The 19,255-nt window shown below is 74.7% G+C and carries 7 protein-coding genes; 1 reads left to right on the top strand and 6 read right to left on the bottom strand.

The window, feature by feature from the left end; translation table 11 throughout:
- Positions 1 to 37 precede the first annotated feature (37 nt).
- Positions 38 to 850: a hypothetical protein gene (locus ACSNOB_RS00870; protein WP_436684579.1), complete on the bottom strand. Its 813-nt coding sequence runs from the start codon at positions 848 to 850 to the stop codon at positions 38 to 40.
- A 297-nt stretch (positions 851 to 1,147) separates the two neighbouring features.
- Positions 1,148 to 1,510 carry a hypothetical protein gene (locus tag ACSNOB_RS00865; RefSeq protein ID WP_436684578.1) on the bottom strand — a complete coding sequence of 121 codons (363 nt, stop codon included), beginning with the start codon at positions 1,508 to 1,510 and terminating at the stop codon, positions 1,148 to 1,150.
- Between the two features lie 272 nt (positions 1,511 to 1,782).
- Between ACSNOB_RS00865 and ACSNOB_RS00860 the strand changes: the two genes are divergently transcribed.
- Entirely contained in the window at positions 1,783 to 2,319 is a 537-nt protein-coding gene (locus tag ACSNOB_RS00860) for a hypothetical protein (protein ID WP_436684577.1), read from the top strand.
- 147 nt (positions 2,320 to 2,466) lie between these two features.
- On the opposite strand, the gene ACSNOB_RS00855 is transcribed toward ACSNOB_RS00860, so the two are convergent.
- The 4 genes from ACSNOB_RS00855 to ACSNOB_RS00840 are packed head-to-tail and all read right to left on the bottom strand — an operon-like array spanning position 2,467 to position 19,242.
- Positions 2,467 to 3,093 carry a hypothetical protein gene (locus ACSNOB_RS00855; RefSeq protein WP_436684576.1) on the bottom strand — a complete coding sequence of 209 codons (627 nt, stop codon included), beginning with the start codon at positions 3,091 to 3,093 and terminating at the stop codon, positions 2,467 to 2,469.
- Between the two features lie 23 nt (positions 3,094 to 3,116).
- Entirely contained in the window at positions 3,117 to 3,749 is a 633-nt protein-coding gene (locus ACSNOB_RS00850; protein ID WP_436684575.1) for a hypothetical protein, read from the bottom strand.
- Complete coding sequence (locus ACSNOB_RS00845) at positions 3,746 to 4,594, bottom strand: DUF6406 domain-containing protein (protein WP_436684574.1); 849 nt, start codon at positions 4,592 to 4,594, stop codon at positions 3,746 to 3,748. The genes ACSNOB_RS00850 and ACSNOB_RS00845 overlap by 4 nt, the downstream gene beginning before the upstream one ends.
- Before the next feature lie 32 nt (positions 4,595 to 4,626).
- A complete protein-coding gene (locus ACSNOB_RS00840; protein WP_436684572.1) occupies positions 4,627 to 19,242 on the bottom strand; it encodes a toxin glutamine deamidase domain-containing protein in 14,616 nt (4,871 codons plus the stop codon).
- Positions 19,243 to 19,255 lie beyond the last annotated feature (13 nt).

Below are 19,255 nucleotides of genomic sequence, written 5' to 3'. Positions count from 1 at the left end.
CCTGCCCGGAACCGCCGGGCCGGCCGCGTCGCCCCGGTCAGTACGCGGCGACGGCCGCCCGCCCCCGGGCCACCGAGGACACCTCGCGGCCGGACACCGCCGGGAGTTCCCGGGTCTGCTCACCCGTCCCCTCGATCAGCGGCAGCAGCGACTGCGACTCCTCGGGTCGGCTGTTGACCGCGGCGAACGCCTCGTCCCGCAGGCTGCGCGCGGCCTCGGCGGCGCGTTCGGCGGCCCGCCAGGCGGCCTGCTCCCGGTCCCGGGCGGCCTGCTGCCGCGCGAACAGGTTGTCCCGCACCGCCCGGCGCAGCACCAGCTCCTGCTCGACCGGGTGCAGGCGCGGATCCCACCCGTTGCGGTGTGCGAAGACGTCGCTGAGCTGCTCCACCGACAGCTCCTTCCGCCAGTACGCGTCCAGCGCGGCCCGGTGCAGGAAGCGCTCGCGCTCGGCGTACTCGGCCGGGGTCCGGGGGGTGCTCGGCAGGGGCATCGCCTCGGCGGTCGCCAGCCGGCGGACGTCGGCCTCGGCGGCCTCGTACGCCTGCCAGGCCGCCTCGACCGCCTCCTGCGCGGTCAGCCACTCGGCCCGCAGTCGGGCGGCGGTGGTGCCGGCCCGCTCCGCGGCCACCGCGATCTCCTCCGCGTACCGGGACCGCTCGCGTTGCTCCTCGGCGCGTTCCAGCTCGCTCGGCATCGCCGCGCGGCGGATGCGGGCGCCCGCGTCGAAGCGGAGTCGGCCCGGCCGCAGCAACAGGCCGGCGACGGTGACGGCGATGACGCCGAGCAGGCTCAGCCAGATCGCGGCGGCCCGCGGCACGTCGAGCAGTACGGAGGAGAGCACGGTCTGCATGGTCAGCACCTCGCGGTCGATCGAGGGATATCGACGTGGTCGTGCCCGGCGGACGGGCGGATGGGCATCGTGGGCGCTTGCGGGCGTACCGCGGCAGGTGGTCGTCTCCGGCGGGGCCCGCGGGAAACGGTCGGGCGGACCGGCGCCGAGGCGGCCGGGGCGGCGTGGCGGTCCACGCGGTGGCGGGCCGGAGCCGTGGCGGCCGGAGTGCCGGGAGACGGCCCGGTCGGACGGCCTCGCGCTGCGGGAGGAGCTCCGCCGCGGCGGCCGATCGCCTCGGGGACGGCGGCCGACGGGTCAGGCGGTCGGTGGACCGCGCCGGGTGGGAACGCCACGACCGGGGTCGCGGGCCGGCACGTCCGGGCGGGCGGTCGACGCGACCGGGGTCTCGGTCCGGCGGACGGTTGGCGGGGCGGCCGTGTCGGCCACCCGCTCGGCGGCCGGCTCCCGGTGCGGCAGCGGCCGGTCGACCGGGGCGATCGCGGCGACCGGTGTGCTCGCGGCGACCGGGCCGAGGGTGGGGGTGGCCGGTGCCGGTGCGGCGGCCACGCCGCCGAGGCCGACGGCGAGCACCAGCGCGGCGACGGCCAGCCGGGTCAGCTCGCGCAGTGAGCGCAGCGTGACCGACCAGAACGGGTCGGTGGACGCTGCGGACGGCACCCGTCCAACCTATCGCCCATGCACGGACCGCGCAGCGCGGCGGCGGCGTCGGACCGGGTGACCGCCACCACGTCGTCCAGGGTGGACCCCGCCCTGCCCCGCCCCGTCCTGGCCGGGGCCGGGCTGACGCCGCCGGTCCTTCCGCGCCCCGCCCGGCGGGCCGCGGCCGCGCCGGTCTGCGCGACGGTATGGCCGATCCGCCGCGTCGGCTCGCGTCGGCGGCACCGGGCCGCGGTCGCCCGGGAGGGCGGAGGATCGGTACGGTGGAGCGCATGATCCTGCCCCCCAGCCGTACGAGCGCGGAGGCGCACCTCTACATGGACCTGCGGCCCTGCTCCTGCGGCGAGGCGCGGTTCGCCCGGCAGAGCGCGGTCGTGGCGCTCGAGGACGGCGACCTCGCCGCCCGCTACACCGGTGCCTGCCCCGCCTGCGGCCAGCCGCGCGAGTTCACCTTCCGGCTGCCGGCCGAGCCTGCCGTGGCCCCTGCCGGTGGCTTCCGCTACGGCGGGGACGAGCCGTCGCAGCTGCTCGATCCCGGCGAGTGGCTCCGGGTGGCCGACACGTACGCCAGGTCGGTGCCGGCGGTCGGGGACGCGGGGCAGCCGGCCCGGGCCACGCTGATCCGGGCCGTCGCGGCGCTGGACGAGGTGCTCAAGTTCATCCCGCCCGGCGAGGACGTGGTGCCCGCCGCCGCCTGCACCAGCGAGTGGGGGCGCGACCTGCGCCAGCGGGAGCCGGGTCGATTCCGGCGCGGCCGGCTGGCCGCGGTCCGCGACACGTACGCCGGGATGCTGCCGCAGGCCGTCTGAGCGAACCGCGCGTCGCCCTCGACCCCCGCACGGCACCGGCGCGACCCGCGGCCGGGATGCCGGCCGCATCGCGTCGAGCCCTTCCGGCAGTGACACCGTCCCGCGCGGTCGGTCCTCAGGCCCGCCAGGTCCCGGAGGCGGCGATCCTCACCGGCGGGCCTCGTCCAGGCAGGCGGCGTTCGCGCCGACCAGCAGGGGCAGCGCGGCCAGGAACTCGCCCAGCACGTGCCGGGGGTCGTGCTCGCGGGCATCCGCCACCTCGGCCCGCGCGCCGGCGTCGGCGAAGACCTGGCAGACGTCCCAGAGGCTGGCGCCCACGCTGCTCCACTGCCACACGTCGTGCACCAACGCCGGCATCCGCAACACCGGCGCGGCGCCGAAGAGGCCGATGTTGTAGCGCAGCGGGTCGTCGGGGGTGTTGCCGAGCGACACCATGAGTGGGAGCACCCGGTGCGCGCGGGCGAAGTCCACCACGTCCGGCGCGTCCGGCGTGATCTCCACCAGCAGGCCGTCCTCCAGGAACTCCGCGACGATGCGGTCCGGGTCGGCCACGCCGAGCTGCCTGGCGGCATCGGTCACGGCGGTCCGGTCCCAGATGGCGTCGGGCCGGTCCACCGGACGGTGCGCCGCGGCCCAGACCGCGAACGCCTGTGGGTCCTCCAGGGTCACCGAGAGGCGGCCGATGCTCAGCGAGTGGTACTTCACCGGGGCGCTGACGGCCGGGTGGAACTCCCCGGTGTAGCGCCCCACCGGCAGGATCAGCGGATCGGCCATCGCGGGGTTCCTCGTCGTATCGGTCACGGCAGCGGCTCCAGGTAGACGACGCTGGCCGCGAGCAGGAGGTGGGCGGTACCGAGGAAGGCGGTGAGCAGCCGTTCCGGGTCGACCAGGTCCGGTTCGGTGCCGCCGGCCTCCCGTTCCTCCTCGGCGAGCGCCTGGCACATCGTCCAGAGGCTCTCCCCGGACGGGCACCGTTCCCACATGTCGTAGACCGTGCGCGTGACGCTCACCACCGGGTGCTCGAAGAAGCCGATCGACCAGAGCCAGGGTTGCTCGGCGCTGTTGCCCAACCCGAGCATGCGGGCGCCGACCCGGTGCCGGCGGGCGAACTCCACCGCCTCGGCGGGGGCGACCTCCACGGCGAGCCCTTCGGCCAGCAGCCCGTGCAGCAGCGGGGCGCTGTCGACACCGGGCAGCCGCGCGGCGGCCGCGTCGCGTACCGCGGGCAGGGTCCAGGGCTCCTCGGCCGGTCGGTCGCCGGCGCCGTGCGCCAGCGCCCACAGGGTGAAACGCTGGTCGTCCAGCTCCCACACCTCGTCGCCGAGGCGGACCCGGTGGTAGCGCTCGGTCGAACCGGCCACCGGGTGGAAGGTGCCGAAGAACTGCCCGACCGGCAGCAGCAGCGCCTGCCCGGTTTGCGTCGTGGTCATCGCGGCTGGTCCTCGTGGTGGGAGTGGCCGGCCTCACCGGGCCGGATGATCTGCGCCGGCGGCAGGTCGGACAGGCCGATCGGGGTCAGCCGGCCGAGGAAGTGTCCGAGCGTGCGGGCCACCGGGACGAGGTGCCGCTCCCGTGCGGCGGCACCCGCGGGCCCGATGGGCCCACCCAGGCCGGTGTCCGGCAGGAAGTAGACACCCTCCTCCGCCATGTCGCGTGGCCGCAGCGAGAGCATCAGGAGACCGCCGGAGAGGTTCGCGATGACCAGCCAGTCCGGCGACAGCCAGGGATCCCGGTGTACGCGCTGCGCGTGCACCAGGTCGAACGGCGGGTACTGCGGATGCACACCGAACAGGGGGCGTTCCGGGATGAGCGCGAACGGCAGACCCGGGACGTGGTGCTCCACCTCGGGCTGCGCCCCGTTGTTCCTCTGCAGCCAGCCGCGGTAGTCCGGCGGCAACGGGGTGCCGAGTTCGGCCTCCACCGCCCGCAGTTGTGCTTCGTCGAGCTGACCGTAGGGCCGCAGCCGGGCGGACTTCCAGACGTGGCCGGTCGGTGGCGTCATCACCTCGTTCTCGTCGACCCGTCGGACGATCACCCGCCACTCGTCCGCGTTCTTCATGTCGACGTCCGCGAAGCGCCAGGTCTCGTCGCCCACCGGGAAGGTCTCGCCGAGGACGACCTCGTAGTCGTCTCCCTCCCCGTCGCGCCAGGGCATGACGTTGATCTCCGCCCGGACCGGGGGACCCTCGTCGATCCACCGAACGCCGAGCCGGGCCGGCCCGATGTCCGACGGCACGTTGTTGCGGATGGACATGACGTCCGTGTAGGAGCGCAACGGCTCTCCTCCCAGCTCTCTTCTCGGCACGGTCACCCGTCCAGCATGTCGTGCAGCGTCGCCTCGTCGGGCAGCGCGAAGCCGAGCACCTCCCGCGCGATCCGCTCGGCCTCCGCCCGGCCGACCGGCAGCGAACCTCCGGGACGGGGGGACGCACCGCCGGCCGTCCAGTGGAGGGCGCGCTGTCCGCGTGCGGACGACTCCGACACACCCAGGCCAATCACCGTACCGTCGGCGGCGAGCAGGGCGTAGTAGGCGATGACGTACCCGAACTCCTCCAGGTGGGTCCGCCCGAGGGTGTGCGGGCGGGTCGGCTGCTCCGGGGGCTGAGCCGGTCCCACCGGCGCCTGCGAGGGCATCGGCGGAACCGGCGGAACCGGCGCCTGCGAGGGCATCGGCGGAACCGGCGGCTGCGGAGCCACGGCGGCTGCGTGTGGCGGGGTTGGCTGCGGCTCCAGGTGGGCGAAGCTCCGGTCCATCAGATCGAGGAACTCCCGCACCGACATCGGGGTGGGATGCCTCGTGTTCCATGGGTTGCGCAGCTGCACCTGGCCGTTGCTGACGGCCACCACCTCGTAGGCGTGTCCGGGATAGAGCTTGTGCGGAAGCGTGTCCCGGATCGCCGCCGGGTAGTGCTCCTTCTGCATGGTGCTGGTGATCACCGGGCTGCCGGCGGCCAGCAGCGCGGCCAGCCGGGCTTCGACGGCGGCCTCCCGCCCGGGTGCGTGGTCGAACAGTTCAGAACGACTCGGTATCCCGGTGAGCTGGGTAAGGAGCTCAGCCTGCATTCGCGGGGTGCTGCCGACGTTCAACCGGGCGTATCCGGTCGGCGCGGCCACGTGTGGATCGTTCGGGCTGTGCCAGGAGGACCAGTCGCGCTGCCACTGCTCATGCCGTTCGGTGCTCCAGGTCCGATCCACCGCCGCCAGCGCCTTCTCCAACAGCGACGCCCAGGAGCTGCCGTTCGCGGACTGGTCGGCGTAGGCGGTCGCGCCGTTCTGGCCGGGACGGAGCGGCACGTCCGGGCGCACGGTGACCCGCAGTCGCCGGCCCGTCGGGTTGATCGCGCCGCCGAGCAGGGTGCTCTCGTGCAGCAGCACGTCGACGGTGCCGTCCGGGTTGGGCCGGAAGAGCTGGGCGATCGCGTCCGGCCGGTGGCCGGCGACGGCGGCCACGCTGGCCAGCATTCCGCAGTCGCCGAGCATGCCCTGCTGCACCTGCTCCCGCCGGGGCGGCCCGTCGAAGATCGGCGCGGGCTGGCCGGTCTGCGCGTCGCGCGCCTGGCCGTACTCGGGGGCGGGCTGGCCCGGCTCCGCGGCCGGCAGCGTGACCCGGTCGGCGACCACCGCGGTCTCACCGGCCGTGACGGTCGCTCCGACCTCGACGTCCAGCGGCGGCGCGCCGGGCACCAGCCCGTGCAACGCCCGGGCGAGTACGTCCGGCACCAGGGCCAGCACCCGCGCGTTGGTCAGGTAGTGGAAGTCGTGCGTGTTCAGCACCGCCATGGCGGCGGGGTTCGCGCCGTACTCGGCCCGGAACGCGACCCGGGCGCGAACCCGGTCCTCGGCCAGCAGCGACTGCCGCCCCACCTCCGTGCCCAGGTCGAAGGCCGCCCGCGACTCCGCCAGCCGGAACTCCGGCGCGCCGTCGAGCACGTACGGTCGCAGGTCGAACCGGCCGGTCAGGTCGACGTACACGCCCTCGGCGGCGATCCGGGCGGCGAGCTGCGGATCCACCTGCCGGATCAGGTCCAGTTGGGCCGGCGGCATGGCGATGATCTGCCCGGCGCAGGCCGGCATCCGGGGCAGACTGGACTGGGCCTGCTCGCCCTGGACGGCCAGTTCACGCAGGCGGGCGTCCACCGCGGCGGCCGAGGGCACCTGGGAGTCCGGAGCCAGCCGGGCCCGGTAGTCGATCGCGCGGAAGCGCTCGACGGCGTTCGTCGGGTTGCCGCTGAGCACGCCAGCGATCGACTCCGGAGTCACCAGCGGCACGCTCAACTGCATCAGACGGGTGGAGACGTCGCCGGGGAGGACGCCCCAGCGGGCGTGCGCGTCCGGGGTGCCCAGGCGCAGCCCGAGATGGTCGACCAGGGCGTCGATCTCGGTCCGGAGGGTGAGCCGGGTCGCCGGATCCGCGTCGGCGTACGACGCGGCGAGGATCCGCAGCTCGGCCAGCCGGCCGTGGTCCTGCGCGGTAAGGCCGGCGGGGTCGATCGGCCCGTCGCGGTGGTCGGCGTCCAGCTGACCGACCAGGGCCTGGCCGGATTCGTGCAGCGTCACCAGCTCCGCCACCTCGTGCGCCAGCGCCCGGGTGACCGCGGCGTCGGTCGCCCGGTCCGACACGGTGAGCGTGAACGAGCCGTCCAGGTTCCGCACCGTCTGGGCCACCACGCCGTCGGCGAGCGGGCCGGCCGCCACGCCCAGCGACAGCGGGTTCAGTCCGGCCACCCGCACCTCGAACCGGTCCGGGGTGACCGCGACGATCTGGTCCGCCCGCGCGGCGCCGGCCACCGTGGGCAGCGCGGCCCGGGCCGCGTCCACCACCGCCGCGGCGTCAGCCGCCGGCCGACCGAGCCCGTTGAACGACGAGTCCGGCACCGCGGTGGTAGTGGTGTGGGCCAGCTCGACGTGCGCGTACCAGGGGCTCATCAGGTCGAGGAAGGCGCGCACCGGCATCGGCGTGGGGTGGCTGCTGTTCCACGGGTTGCGCAGCTGCACCTGACCGTTGGCGACGCCGACCACCTCGTAGGCGTGCCCGGCGTACAGGCCGTGCGGAAGCGTCGCGGTCTGGTACGCCGACGCCGGCTGGGTGCCGGTGATCACCGGGCTGCCGGCGGCCAGCAGTTCCGCCAGCCGGGCCTCGGCCACGGCCTCCTGACCAGGTGTGGTGTCCAACTGGTCCACCGACGTCGGCAGGCCGGTCAGCTGGGTGAGCAGCTCCGCCTGCATCAGTCGCGAGCTGCCGTTGTTCAGCCGCGCGTAGCCGAGCGGGGCGGCCTGGCTGTCGGGCACGCCGGGTCGGCTGGTCCACAGTTGCTGCCACTGGTCGTGGCGTTCCTGCGTCCAGGTCCGGTCGATCGCGGCGATCGCCTTCTCCAGCAGCGACGCCCAGGCCACGCCCACCGACGACTGGTCCGCGTAGGCCGTCCGGCCGGCCGGGCCGGGTCGCAGCGGCACGTCCGGCTGCACGGTGACCCGCAGCCGCCGCCCGGTCGGCGTCACCGAGCGGCCGGGCAGGCTGCTCTCGTGCAGCAGCACGTCCACCGTCCCGTCCGAATTGACGTGGAACAGGTCGGCGAGCGCGGCGGGCAGGTGGCCGGCCACCGCGCCGATGACCGCGATCATGCCGCAGTCGCCGAGCATGCCCTGCTGCACGTCCTCGCGCTTGGGCGGCCCGTCGAACAGCGGCGGCGGCTGGCCGGTCTGGCCGTCGAGCGCCTGCCCGTACGCCACGGCCGGGGTGCCCGCCTCGGCGGCCGGCAGGGTGACCCGGTCGGCGACCACGGCGGTCTCCGCCGGGCCGACGACGGTGGCGGTGGTCTCCGCGGTCGTCGCCTCGGCGATCGGGCTGAACCCGCGCAGGACCCGGGTCAGCGCGTCCGGCACCAGACCCATCACCCGACCCGCGCCCAGGTAGTGGAAGTCGTGGGTGGCGAGCAGTGGAACCGGCTGGCCACCGGCGAGACCACGTAGCGCGGCGCGTGCCCGGACCCGGTCCTCGGCGAGCAGCGCCTGCCGGCCGGCCGGCGTTCCCAGGTCGAACGCCGCCCGGGCGTCACCCAGGCCGATCTCGGGCTGGCTGTCCACCGCGTACGGTCGCAGGTCGAACTGGCCGGTCAGGTCGACGTACACGCCCTGGGCGGCGATCCGGTCGGCGAGCTGCGGGTCCACCTGCCGGATCGCGTCCAGCTGAGCCGGCGGCATGACGATGATCTGCCCGGCGTACGCCGGCATCCGCGGCAGGCTGGTCTGGGCCTGCTCGCCCTGCACCGCCAGCTCGCGCAGCCGCGCGTCGATTTCGGCGGTCGACGGCACCTGGAAGTCCGGGGCGAGTCGCGCCCGATAGTCGATCAGCCGGAACCGCTCGACGTCGGTTAGCGCCGGGCCGCCCTGCAGCACCCGGGTGACCGACTCGGACGTCACCGACGGCACGCTCAGGCGCAACAGGTGCGCGACCGCGTCCCGCGGCATAGCGGCCCACCGCGCGGGTGCGGCCGGATCACCCACCCGCAGGCCGAGATGGTCGACGAGGGCGTCGATCTCGGCGCGCACGGCGAGCCGGGTGGCCTGGTCGCCGGTCTCGTACTCGGCGGCGAGCAGGCGGATCTCGGCCATCCGGCCCCGGTCGTGCGCGGTGAGGCCGGCCGGGTCGATCAGCCCTTCGACGTTGCCCGGGTCGAGCGGTCCGACCAGGGCCTGCCCGGACTCGTGCAGCGCCACCAGCTCGGCGACCTCGTGCGCGAGCGCCCGGGCGATGACGCCGTCCACGGCCCGGTCCGAGACGGTCACCGTGAACGACCCGTCCGGATTGCGCGTCGACTGGGCCACCACCCCGTCGGTCAGCGGGCCGACGGTCAGCTCCACCCGCAGCGGGAACAGGTTGGCCGCGCGCACCTCGAAGCGGTCCGGCGCGACGGCGGCGACCTCGTCCACCCCGGCGTACGGGGCCACCTGCGGCAACGCGGCCCGGGCGAGGTCCAGCACCGCGGCCGGGTCGGCCGTCGGCCGCCCCAGACCGTGGAAACCCGAGTTCGGTACCGCCGCCGCCGTGATCCGCCCAGGGTCGGCGCCGGTGTCGGGGTCGCCGCTGCTCGCCGGGTCCGTGCGGTTCTCCGGGTTGCTGCCGTTCCCGGGGTTGGTCGCGGTCGGGTCCGCCTGCCCACCGTCGGCTGCGCCGAAGAGGCGGGACAGCAGGCCCGCGCGGCGGTGACTCTCCGCCAGCCGCTCGGCCAACCGGCCGGTGGCCGACTCGGCGGCGCTCAGGCGGCCCTCGAGCCGGTCGGCCGCCCGTTCCAGCTCGGCGATCGGCTCGTTCAACCGGTCGACGACCTGGTCCACCCTGTCGGCGGCGTCCCGGGCGTCGCTGCGCGCGTCGAACCGGCTGCGCACGTCGTCGGTGGCGAGGCCCCGCCGCTTGGCGTGCCACTTCGCCACCCCGATCACCGGCGCGGCGGCCACCGCGGCGATGGGGATCACCGGCGCCAGCGGACTGGCCACCGCGAAGGCGACCGCGGTCGCCGCGGCGGCGGTCGCCCCGGTGGTCAGCACACTCGACACGAGGTAGGTGCGCAGGCGGGGAATGCCCGATGGACGGGCGTCCTCGGCGGCCCGCCGTTCGGCCCGGAGCGTCCGGAGCTGCCGCGTCCGGCCGGCGCGGTCGCCGCCGAACTCCGCGACCACCTGCTGAGCCTCGGGGGGCAGCTGCGCGATCCGGTCCGGCGCCCCGAGCATGCCATCCCGCAGACCCAGCCGGTCGATGACCGCGTGCAGCTCGCGCAGGGCCGGCTTCAGCGAGACGGGATCAGCGGTACGCACCTGGTGCGCGGCCGTCTGCAACTCCCAGGCGTCGGCCCTGCTCAGCCGGTCCGGACCGGTCGCATCGGGCGTACCGTCCGGGTCCGGCGTGGCGGCCGGGTCGGGTGTGGTCGTGCCACCGAGCGTGGTCGGGGTTTCGGTCGACCCGCGCGAGGCGGTGTGCCTCTGCGCCAGCCGGTCCATGGCCGCGTTGATGTCGTCGAGGCGCCGCGAGGCCGCGTCGAGCTGCCGGGCGGCGTCGGTCACGGCCGTCGCCGGCGGGCCGGCGATCCCTTCCACCCGTGACGTGGGGTCCGTCGCCGGGTTGGGGTTGGCCAGGTCCCAGGCCCGGCGGGCGTCCTTGATCCGGGCCTCGACGCGCTTGAGCAGCAGGTCGCGGAGCGGACCGACGAGCCCACCGGCCAGCATGCCGGCCGGCCCGGTCCCGGCGGCGACCTGGAGGGTTTGGGCCACCCCGACCGTCGTCCCGGCCTGCACCAGTGGGCCGGGCGCCTGCTCGACGGCGTAGACCCCGATGCTCGGCACGTTGCTCGGCCGTTGGGCGCTGTCCGTCGCGTGTGCCGGTGGGCGGGTGAACAGCCGTGCCGCCCGGTCGGCCAGACCCCGACGCCCGTGCCGCTCGACCACCGGCCGCAGCTCCGCCGGCACCAGCTCACGGCGCTGATCCGCACCCGGCGTGCCCTCCCGCAGACCGAGCTGGTCGACCAGGACCCGCAACTGCCGGGCCACCGACGGGCGCTCCAGCAGTCCTGCGGCCTCGTGCCGCGCGGCAAGCTCGGTGAGCCGTTGCAGCGATGCCGCGTCGCGCGGGTCGACCGACCCGGCAGCGGCCGGGCCGGTCGACGTCGCCGGGTCGGTCGACGCGCGGGCCTCGGGGGTCGTGGTGACGTCCGGCGCGGCCAGCCCCGCCCAGGCCGGGTCACCGAGGAGCAGGCGGCGGAGCGAGTCGGCGACGCCGTTGCGGCGCTGCGCCTCGGCGAGCCGGCGTTCCAGGTCGGCCAGGCGCTGCTCCAGGTCGGCCGTCCGTCGCGCGGCGGTCGCGGCGCGGTCGGCCACTGCGCTGATCGGGTCGGCGAGCGCCTCGGCCGCCTCGGACAGCAGCGCCTCCGCCGGCAGCGCGGGGTGTTCCGCGTCCCAGGTGTCCCGGGCGTCCTTGGCGGCGGCCTCCTTGCGGGCGATCACCGGGTCGACCGCCACGCCGGTCGCTGCCGCGGCCAGCGCGCCCGCGATGCCGAACCAGCCGAGCTTCAACTGGCCGAGGAGGTCACCGACCCCCGCGATCGCGGCGGCCGTCAGCAGGTTCGGCGCGGTCTCCGCCACCGACATCCACCAAGGCGCGACCTTGCCCGGCCGCTGCCCATCGGCCGGTTGGCGGTCGATGACCACCCGGACCCGCTCCCGGACCGCGGTCGTCCGCGAGTCGCCGAACCGGTCGACGAGCGGCCGCACGTCGGCCGGCAGCAGGTCCCGGCGCTGGTTCGCGCCCGGCGTCCCCTGCCGCAGCCCGAGGCTGTCGAGCAGCGCCCGGATCTCCCGGCCCGTGCCGAGCCGGGACCACGGCCGCGCCCCGTCATGACGGGCGACAAGACTGCGCAACTCGGCGAGCCGTCCGTGCTCGTGCGGGGTCAACCCGACGACGGGCGGACCATTCCGGCCGTCGGGCGACGTCGGCGTACCGCTGCCGGGATCGCGGCCGGCCGCCGCCGAAGGGTCCCCGCCGATCGGCGGGAACCGGCGGGGCCGGCCCATCAGCCGGTGCCGGCGCTCGCCCTGGCGCAGTTGCTCCTGGACGGCCGCGGCCTGCTCGCCGAGCCCGGTCACCGCCTCGCCCAGCTCCTGGAGCGCCGAGGCCGCGTCGCCGGTGCGGGCGGCGAGCGCCTCCCCGGTGGTGGTGTCCGTCTCCGCGGCGGTGCGGGCGTCCTGACGGGCGTCGTACCGCGCCCGCCGGTCCTCGGCGGCCAGGCCGGCCCGCTTGGCCATCCACTTCGCCGGTCCGGTGGCGATCGCTCCGACGAGCGCGCCGGCGCCCAGCATCACGGCGACCTCCGGCCGGCCGCCGGCGTCCAGGGTGAGCTTCACCGCCAGCGCGGCCAGGAGAGAGTTCACGGTGAAATGCGTGACCAGGTACGTCCGCATCCGGGGGAGACCGGTGGGGCGGGCGTTCGAATCCGCCTCGGCGGAGCGGCGGTCGGCGCGCAGCCGGGAACGCTCGCTCGTCCGGGCCGCACGCTGGCTGGTCGCGTCGGCCAGCGCGGCCCGCGCCTCGGCGGGCAGGGCCGCGACCCGCTGCTCGGCGCCGAGCATGCCGTCACGCAGGCCCAGCCGGTCCACGATGGCGGCCAGCTCGCGTCGCGCAGCCGACTGGGACCACCTGTCCGCGGTCCGGACCTGGTGCGCGGCCGTCACCAGCTCGGCCACGTCGGCGGGGGTGAGCGGCGTGACGACCGGTGCGCCCTCCGCCAGCGGCTGCCCGAGGGCGGCCAGCTCGGCAACCTCGTGCGCCAGCGCACGCTCGATCACCGCGTCGGCGGCCCGGTCGGAGACCGTCACCACGGCCGTTCCGTCGGTGTCGAACGCGCTGGCCGCGACCGCGCGGTCGGGGACCGGGGCGCTGGTCACCCGGAGGTTGAACTGACTGCCGTCGGCGCGGGTGACCTGGTACGTCCCGTCGGTCAGGGCGGTCACGGCCTGCACGCCGGCGTGGGCGGCCAGACCGGGCAGCGCGGCCCGCGCCCGGTCGAGGACGGCGTCAGGATCGGCCTGCGCCCGGCCCTCGCCATGGAAGGCCGTGCCGGGCAGTGCGCTCGCGGTGATCGGTTCGCCCGTCGCCACGCTGCCGTCGGTGGACGCGCCGCTGTTGCCCGGGGTCGCCGGCCGCGCGGCGCGGTCGGTGTCGAGGCCCGGTGCGGTCGTGTCGGCGTCGACGTCCAGGTCGCCATCGAGGCCCGGTGCGGTCGTGTCGACGTCGACGTCGGTTGAGGTCAGTCCGGCTGGTCCACCTTCGGCCACACCTGCCGCCCGGTCACCCGGCCCTCCCGGCGCGCCGCCGCGTACCGCTTCATCACCAGGGGTGGCGGCAGGCTGGGATGGGCCGTCACCACTCCCGTCTCGTCGATGATGAAGACCCCCTGGCCCAGATGCCTGCCCTGCGCCCGGTCCTGCGGAGAGAGCGTCTCCTGGGCCGCCCAGCCGAACTCGAACGGGAACACCGCCACCGGGTTGCTGGTCCCCAGCAGTCGGGTCATCAGTTGCCGGGCTTCCTCCCTGGTCATCGGCATCGCTCGGTTGCACCTCCATCGACCACAGGTCGTACGTCCCTTCAACGTAGTCGCCGGGCAGCACGTCCGAGATGGTGTCGCCCTGCTGCGGGTCCCACCAGACCGGCCCGTCCGCGCCCTCCGGGTAGACGATCAGGAAGGCGTGCTGCGCGGCCCCGCGCACGTTGCCGTCCTCGTCGAGCTGGGGCTCGCCGGTGTTCTCGTCGAAGGCGAGCCACTCGACGACGACGACCGCGGCCGACCCCGGCCCGGCGTCATGGATCCGCTGGTAGAGCTGTTCGTACCGGTCGGCCACCGCCGCAGCGCGTTCGCCGGGGGTGGACGGCATCGCGTCGCTGTCGCCGGTCCACTCGCCGCCGAGCCAGCTCTGCACCCGGCCGAAGCCGTCCAGCTCACCGGTCACGGTGTCGATGGAGCCGTCCTCGAGCTGGTCCGGCCAGCGCGGCAGGGCCACCTGGGGATCGCCGAAGAAGCTGGCCAGCGCCGCCAGGGCGCAGTCGATGCAGTTGTTGCTCCGGCCGGGCTGGCCCACCCCGCCGTCGTTGATCAGCTGGCCGTACGGGTGGGTGGACGGATCGGCGAAGACGGCGTACCCGTCGGGGGTCCGGAGGCTGTCGGCGACATCGTCCTGGAACCGGGGATCCTCCAGCGGCGCCAGCTCGTCCGGCCCGAAACGCCGGGTGTCCGGCATCGGCCAGCCCTGCATGTCCGGGTAGCCCTGGGTCTGGTCGTCGTCCCCGGGCGGCTCCTCGACGGTCTGCTCGCCGGCCGTCTCCCCGGTCGACGGGGCACCGTCGGTCAGGTCACCCGGCGGCAGATCGCCGTCTAGGACTGGACCCCGCCCCCCGCTGGCCAGGCCTTCTCGTCCGCCTCGCGGGCCATGATCCGTCGTACCACCGCCCGGAAGGCCATGTCTTCCCGCTGGTCCGCCACCCGGTACGTCCGGTCCAGCTTGTTGATGGTCAACTGCCGGTCCATCATCGGATGTCCGAAGAGGTAGCGCACCTCCTGGTCGGTCTCCTCGGCCTTGCGGAAGCGTTGCAGTATCGCCATCCCGGTGTCCCCAACTATCAAGATCCTCCCCGGTGCGCTCGGGGACGTTCTGTTCCCAGTTGAACTGCTCGTTTGCATACGCGTGCGCCTCAGCGTACGTCGCATTCGGCTGTTCGCGTGCGTAGCGCAACTCGCGCAGTTCGTGCTCGAGCAGCACCACGTCCTGGGGCAGCGGCTCACCGCCGCGGAGGCGGATCCACGCCTCGGCGATGTCCGCGTCCGGCTCGAAGCGGCCGAGCTGGTGGCCGACCACGTCCCCGTTGTCGTCGTAGACGTTCAACAGATGCTCGTCGACGAGCAGGTGCTGTTTGATCTGTTGGATCTCGGCCACGCTGAAGCCGACCGAGCCATGGGCGCGCGGCACCTGCGCCAGGTTCTCCGCTATCTGCGCGACGTCGGTCGGATCGGACCGGAACACCTCGTACGCGCGGGCCGCCCAGCGATCCTGGGCTGTTACATCGAGCACGTTACGCGGGCGGATGGCGCCGCCGCTCTGCGAGGCGTCCGGGCTCGCGGTGGTCGACGTGTCGGCCGCTGGGTCGTCGACGGTCGGGTCGCCTGGCGGCAGATCTCCGTCAACTCCGCTTCCGTCGGCCGGCTGGTCCTGGGCAGCCTTGGTGTCGGCGGCGCCAGGCTCGGCGTCCTGGTCTGCCCGTGCCGTGGAGTGCGGCGGCACCGGTTCCGGCCTGGCGGCCCGGGCGTCGGCGTCGGTCCGGGTGACGCTCGGCGTGAACGGGTCACCTTGGGCGTCGAGCGTGATGGACCAGACGTTGTCGACACCGTCGCTGTAGACCGGGTCGGTGTCGGAGACCGTCCGCGCCTGAACGTCGACCCACACGATCGTGCCGTTGTGGTTCACCGCGTTCCAGGTGTGCGCCCGGCCGCTGGCGTCCGTCGCGGTGGTGATGATGAGGGCAGCCGAGCCGTGGCCGGCCTCCCGAAGAGCGGCGGCGATCTCGGCCAGTCCGGACGTGCCGGTGCCGCGGTGGCTGAAGGTGGTGCGCAATGCCTGTTCCTGCCGGGCAGTGCTGTTGCGCTCGACGGTCGCCGCGTCCGCCGTGGCCGCTGCCACCTCGGGCCGGCCGAACCAGGTGGACAGGAAGGAGAGGCCGGCGTCGGCGCAGTTGCGGTCCCGGCCGGGTACCGTCGGGCCTCCGTCGTTGACCAGGCCCGCCCAGTTGCCCACGCGGGGGTCAGGGTGCACCTCGGGCCGGCCGGTGTCCGGGTCGCGGGGCACGGCATCGTCCAGTGCCTGCTGGTCGGCCTGGTCCGGTGGCACCAAGCCCTGGGGATCCCCGTACGGACGGGAGTCGCTCAGCGGTCGCCCGTTGCCCACCACCCCGGGCACCGGCGGCTGGTAGTTCGCCGGCAAACGCTCCGTATCTTCGATCGGGTCGACGTTGAACTGTGGCAGGAAGTGCGTGCAGGAACGGCACGGGGACCGGTAGTGGCCCAGGTCGTATCGAACCCCGGCGTCATCGAAGCCGGTGGCGACCTGGTGTGTGACGATTTTCGACCCCTGGAAGGCGTCCAGGGCGTACTGCTCGAAGTTCCCTGGCTCGCCAGCCTCCCGCCACTGCTGCTCGAGCCGGTAGAGCTGATCCGACACCAGCGCGACCTCAGCGCACTTGCCGTGGCCGGCCCCAGGTCTGCCCAGGGCGGCTTCGGTCCGGCGGAGGGCGGCCTCGGCGAGCGGGTGCACCGCCGGTCCGGTCGGCGGATTGGTGCTCTTGTCGACCGTCATGCTGGTGTGGGTGGTGATGTCGCCGTTCGGCATCATCAGCGCGCCCGCCATGCCCGGCATCTTGCCCTTGGAGATCGTCTTGGCCTTGACCGCCGTCCGGACGGTCTCGGCCAACGTCCGGGACGCCTCGATGAGCATGCGCTCGGCGTCCGGGCCGGTCGGGTCGCCGGGGACGGTGATCGGGTCGAGGTGCCAGCTGTAGGTGCCACGACCGGTCGGGCCGGTGGAGCGGGTCAGCGTGGTCGGGTCGACCGTCCCGTTGTTGGCGTTCGGCGCGGTCGGGGTGCCGCTGTTCGGATCGTTGTTGGTCGACACCGGGACGAGCACCACGCCGTCGGCGGAGGTCCGCTGGGCCGGAACGGCATCCGCCGCCGGGTCCGTCGTCGCGTCGGTGTCGGCCTCGGGGTCTGCCGACGGGTCAGGCGTGCTCGACGGGTTGGTCCCGGTCGCGTCGGGGACGGCCGGCGCGGCGTCCGGGCGGGTCGAGCCGTCCGGCGCCGCGGCGACGTCCGTGGGCCCGACACCGACCAGCGGGGTACGCCCCTCCGGCCGTCCGGACGGGTCGGCCTGGCCAATGCCGGGCTGGCTGGTCGTGCCCTGCTGCGCCGGAGTGCCCTGCTGCGCCGGGGTGCCCTGCTGGTTCGGGGTGCCCTGGTTGGTGTCGCTGGCCGGCGCGGTGCTCGTCGTGGAGGCGCTGGTCGACGGCGTGGTGGCGGGCCCCAGCGAGATGGAGCCGGCCGAGTTCGCCGTAGTCGGGTTGACGGCGGGTGTCGGGCGGCCCGTGGTCGGCTGCGTGTTCGTACCGGTGTTGGTCGCCGGCGCGGCCTGGGTGCCCGTCCCGGTCTGGCTGCTCGTCCCCGTGGCTGGCGCGTTCGTGGTCGCCGCGTTCGTGGTGGGCGCGTTCGTGGTCGACGCGTTCGCGGCGGGAGCGTTCGCGGCGGCAGTGGGCGGTGCGGTGGTCGCTGCCGTCGACCCGACAACGGCCGGGTTCGTGGCGGTGCCGCCGCTGATCGGTGCCGTCGACACGGTGCCGGCAGGCCCGCCGGCTACGGAGGTGCCCGTCGTCGTGCCAGGTACGACCGCGGGCGTCTGGTCGCCGGTGAGCGGATCAGCCGCGGAGTCCGACGTGGTGTCGCTCGTCCCGGAGCGGTCGGTGGTTTGCGACGGCGGAGCATCCACCGTGGACTCTGCGGACGGCCCCACGGAGTTGCCGACGGTGGTCGTGGACGACCCGTCCGGGGTGCCGCCGGTGGTCGAGGATGCCGAGTCGGAGCCCTTGCCCGTACCGGCGTCGGCGGCGCCCTGGTCGGTGCCCAGGCCAGTGCCCGGCGCGTCGGCGGTGACCGGGGTACCGGCGGCCGGCGTGCCGCCGCTCGCGCCCGGATCGGTGCCCTGGGTGGTGCCCGTGGCCGACGTGTCGGACGTGTCGGACGTGTCCGCGGCCGGCGGGGCGCCGGCGTCGGCCGTCGGTGGGGCGAGCGAGATCGATCCGGACCCGGTGGTCGGCGCGTTGCTCGGGCCGGTGTCGGCGCTCCCGTCGCCCTGGCTGCTGCCGCTCGAACCGCTGCCCGAACCCGAGCCGGACCCGGACCCACTACCCGAACCCGAGCCTGAGTTGCTACCCGAACCTGAACCCGAACCCGAGCCGGACCCACTGCCCGAACCCGAACCCGAACCGGAGCCCGAACCCGAACCGGAACCGGAGCCCGAACCCGTGCCGGCCCCGCTACCCGAACCCGTGCCGGCTCCGCTGCCCGTACCGGCGCCGGCTCCGCTGCCCGAACCCGTGCCGGCTCCGCTGCCCGTTCCCGTGCCGGCGCCGGCGCCGGTCCCCGGGCCGTTGCCGAGGTTGCCGAGGTTCGCCCCGCCGACTGCCGGGTTCCCGGTACCCGTGCCGGTCCCGGTACCCGTGCCGGTCCCGGTACCCGTGCCGGGGTCGAGGCCGGCGAGCCGGTTGTGCAGGTTCGCCATGCCGCTGCCGAGGTTGCTGGCCGCCATCGTGGCCCCGCCGCGACCGGCGCCGCTGGCGAAGCCGCCGAGGAACGCGTCAGCCCCGGGCATGTTCCACTGCCCGGTCATGGTGGCGTTGGCCAGAACGCTGGCGGCTGGCGAGATGACCGCGTTCTGCAGGCCGGCGGCGAGCGAGTTGCCACCCCAGCGGACGACCCCGGCACCCCGGAAGTTCATCGAGGGAGGACTGAACGAGACCGGCATCCGGGGCGCCACGTTGTTGCGGGCGAAGCGGGTGCCGGCGTTCAGGCCGGTACCGAGGACCGCACCGTAGGCGCCGCCGATGCCCGCGGTGGCGGTACGCTTGACGTCCCACTCCGTCCGCGTGCCGGCGTTCATCTGGTACGCCTGGGCGCCGATGTCGATGATGAGTTCCTCGCCGACCTCCTCGGCGAGTTCGAGGGCGAACCGCCGTCCGGCGTTGCGTAGCGCCTCGCTGGTGACCCGCCGAGTGATCTGGGTGCCGACGGTGCGCAGCGCCGCCTGCATCCCGGCGCGGGTGAGGAGTTGCCGGCCCATCTGCGCGATCAGCCGCCTGAACGCGACCGTCACGGCCTGCCGGCCGGCGGCGAGGATGCCCGGGATCGCTCCGGCCGACACCCCACCCAGCCAGGCCATCAGCAGCGCCACGAAGACCGCGATCACGGTGATCATCACGGCGATGAGGACCGTCAGCTTCGCGTACTCGATCTCCATGGCCGCGTTGTCGCAGCCGCTGGCGAAGGCGGACGCCGCCTCCTGGATCAGCGGAAGGCCGGTGCCCGGATCGACGCCGAGCTGGTTCCAGAGCTGGCCGAACGCCTCGCCGGCGCCGCCGCCCCAGTTCTGGAGGATCTTCATGGCGGCCGGGTCGGCGTCGGCGAGAGCGTCGTTGATCGTCTCGGCGAGGTTGTTCCACGCGTCGGCGAGCTCGCGCATCCGGTCCTCGTCGCCGGTGGGCCACGCCTCACCGGCGCTGACCCAGCAGATGGCGTCCCAGACCCACGCGTACTCGCCGAGCGAGGCCTTGGGATTCGGTACCGCCACCTGTTGTGCCCTT

The organism is Micromonospora sp. URMC 106 (assembly GCF_051386395.1).
GTDB lineage: Bacteria > Actinomycetota > Actinomycetes > Mycobacteriales > Micromonosporaceae > Micromonospora.
This window is presented reverse-complemented; position numbering and strand designations above follow the sequence as displayed.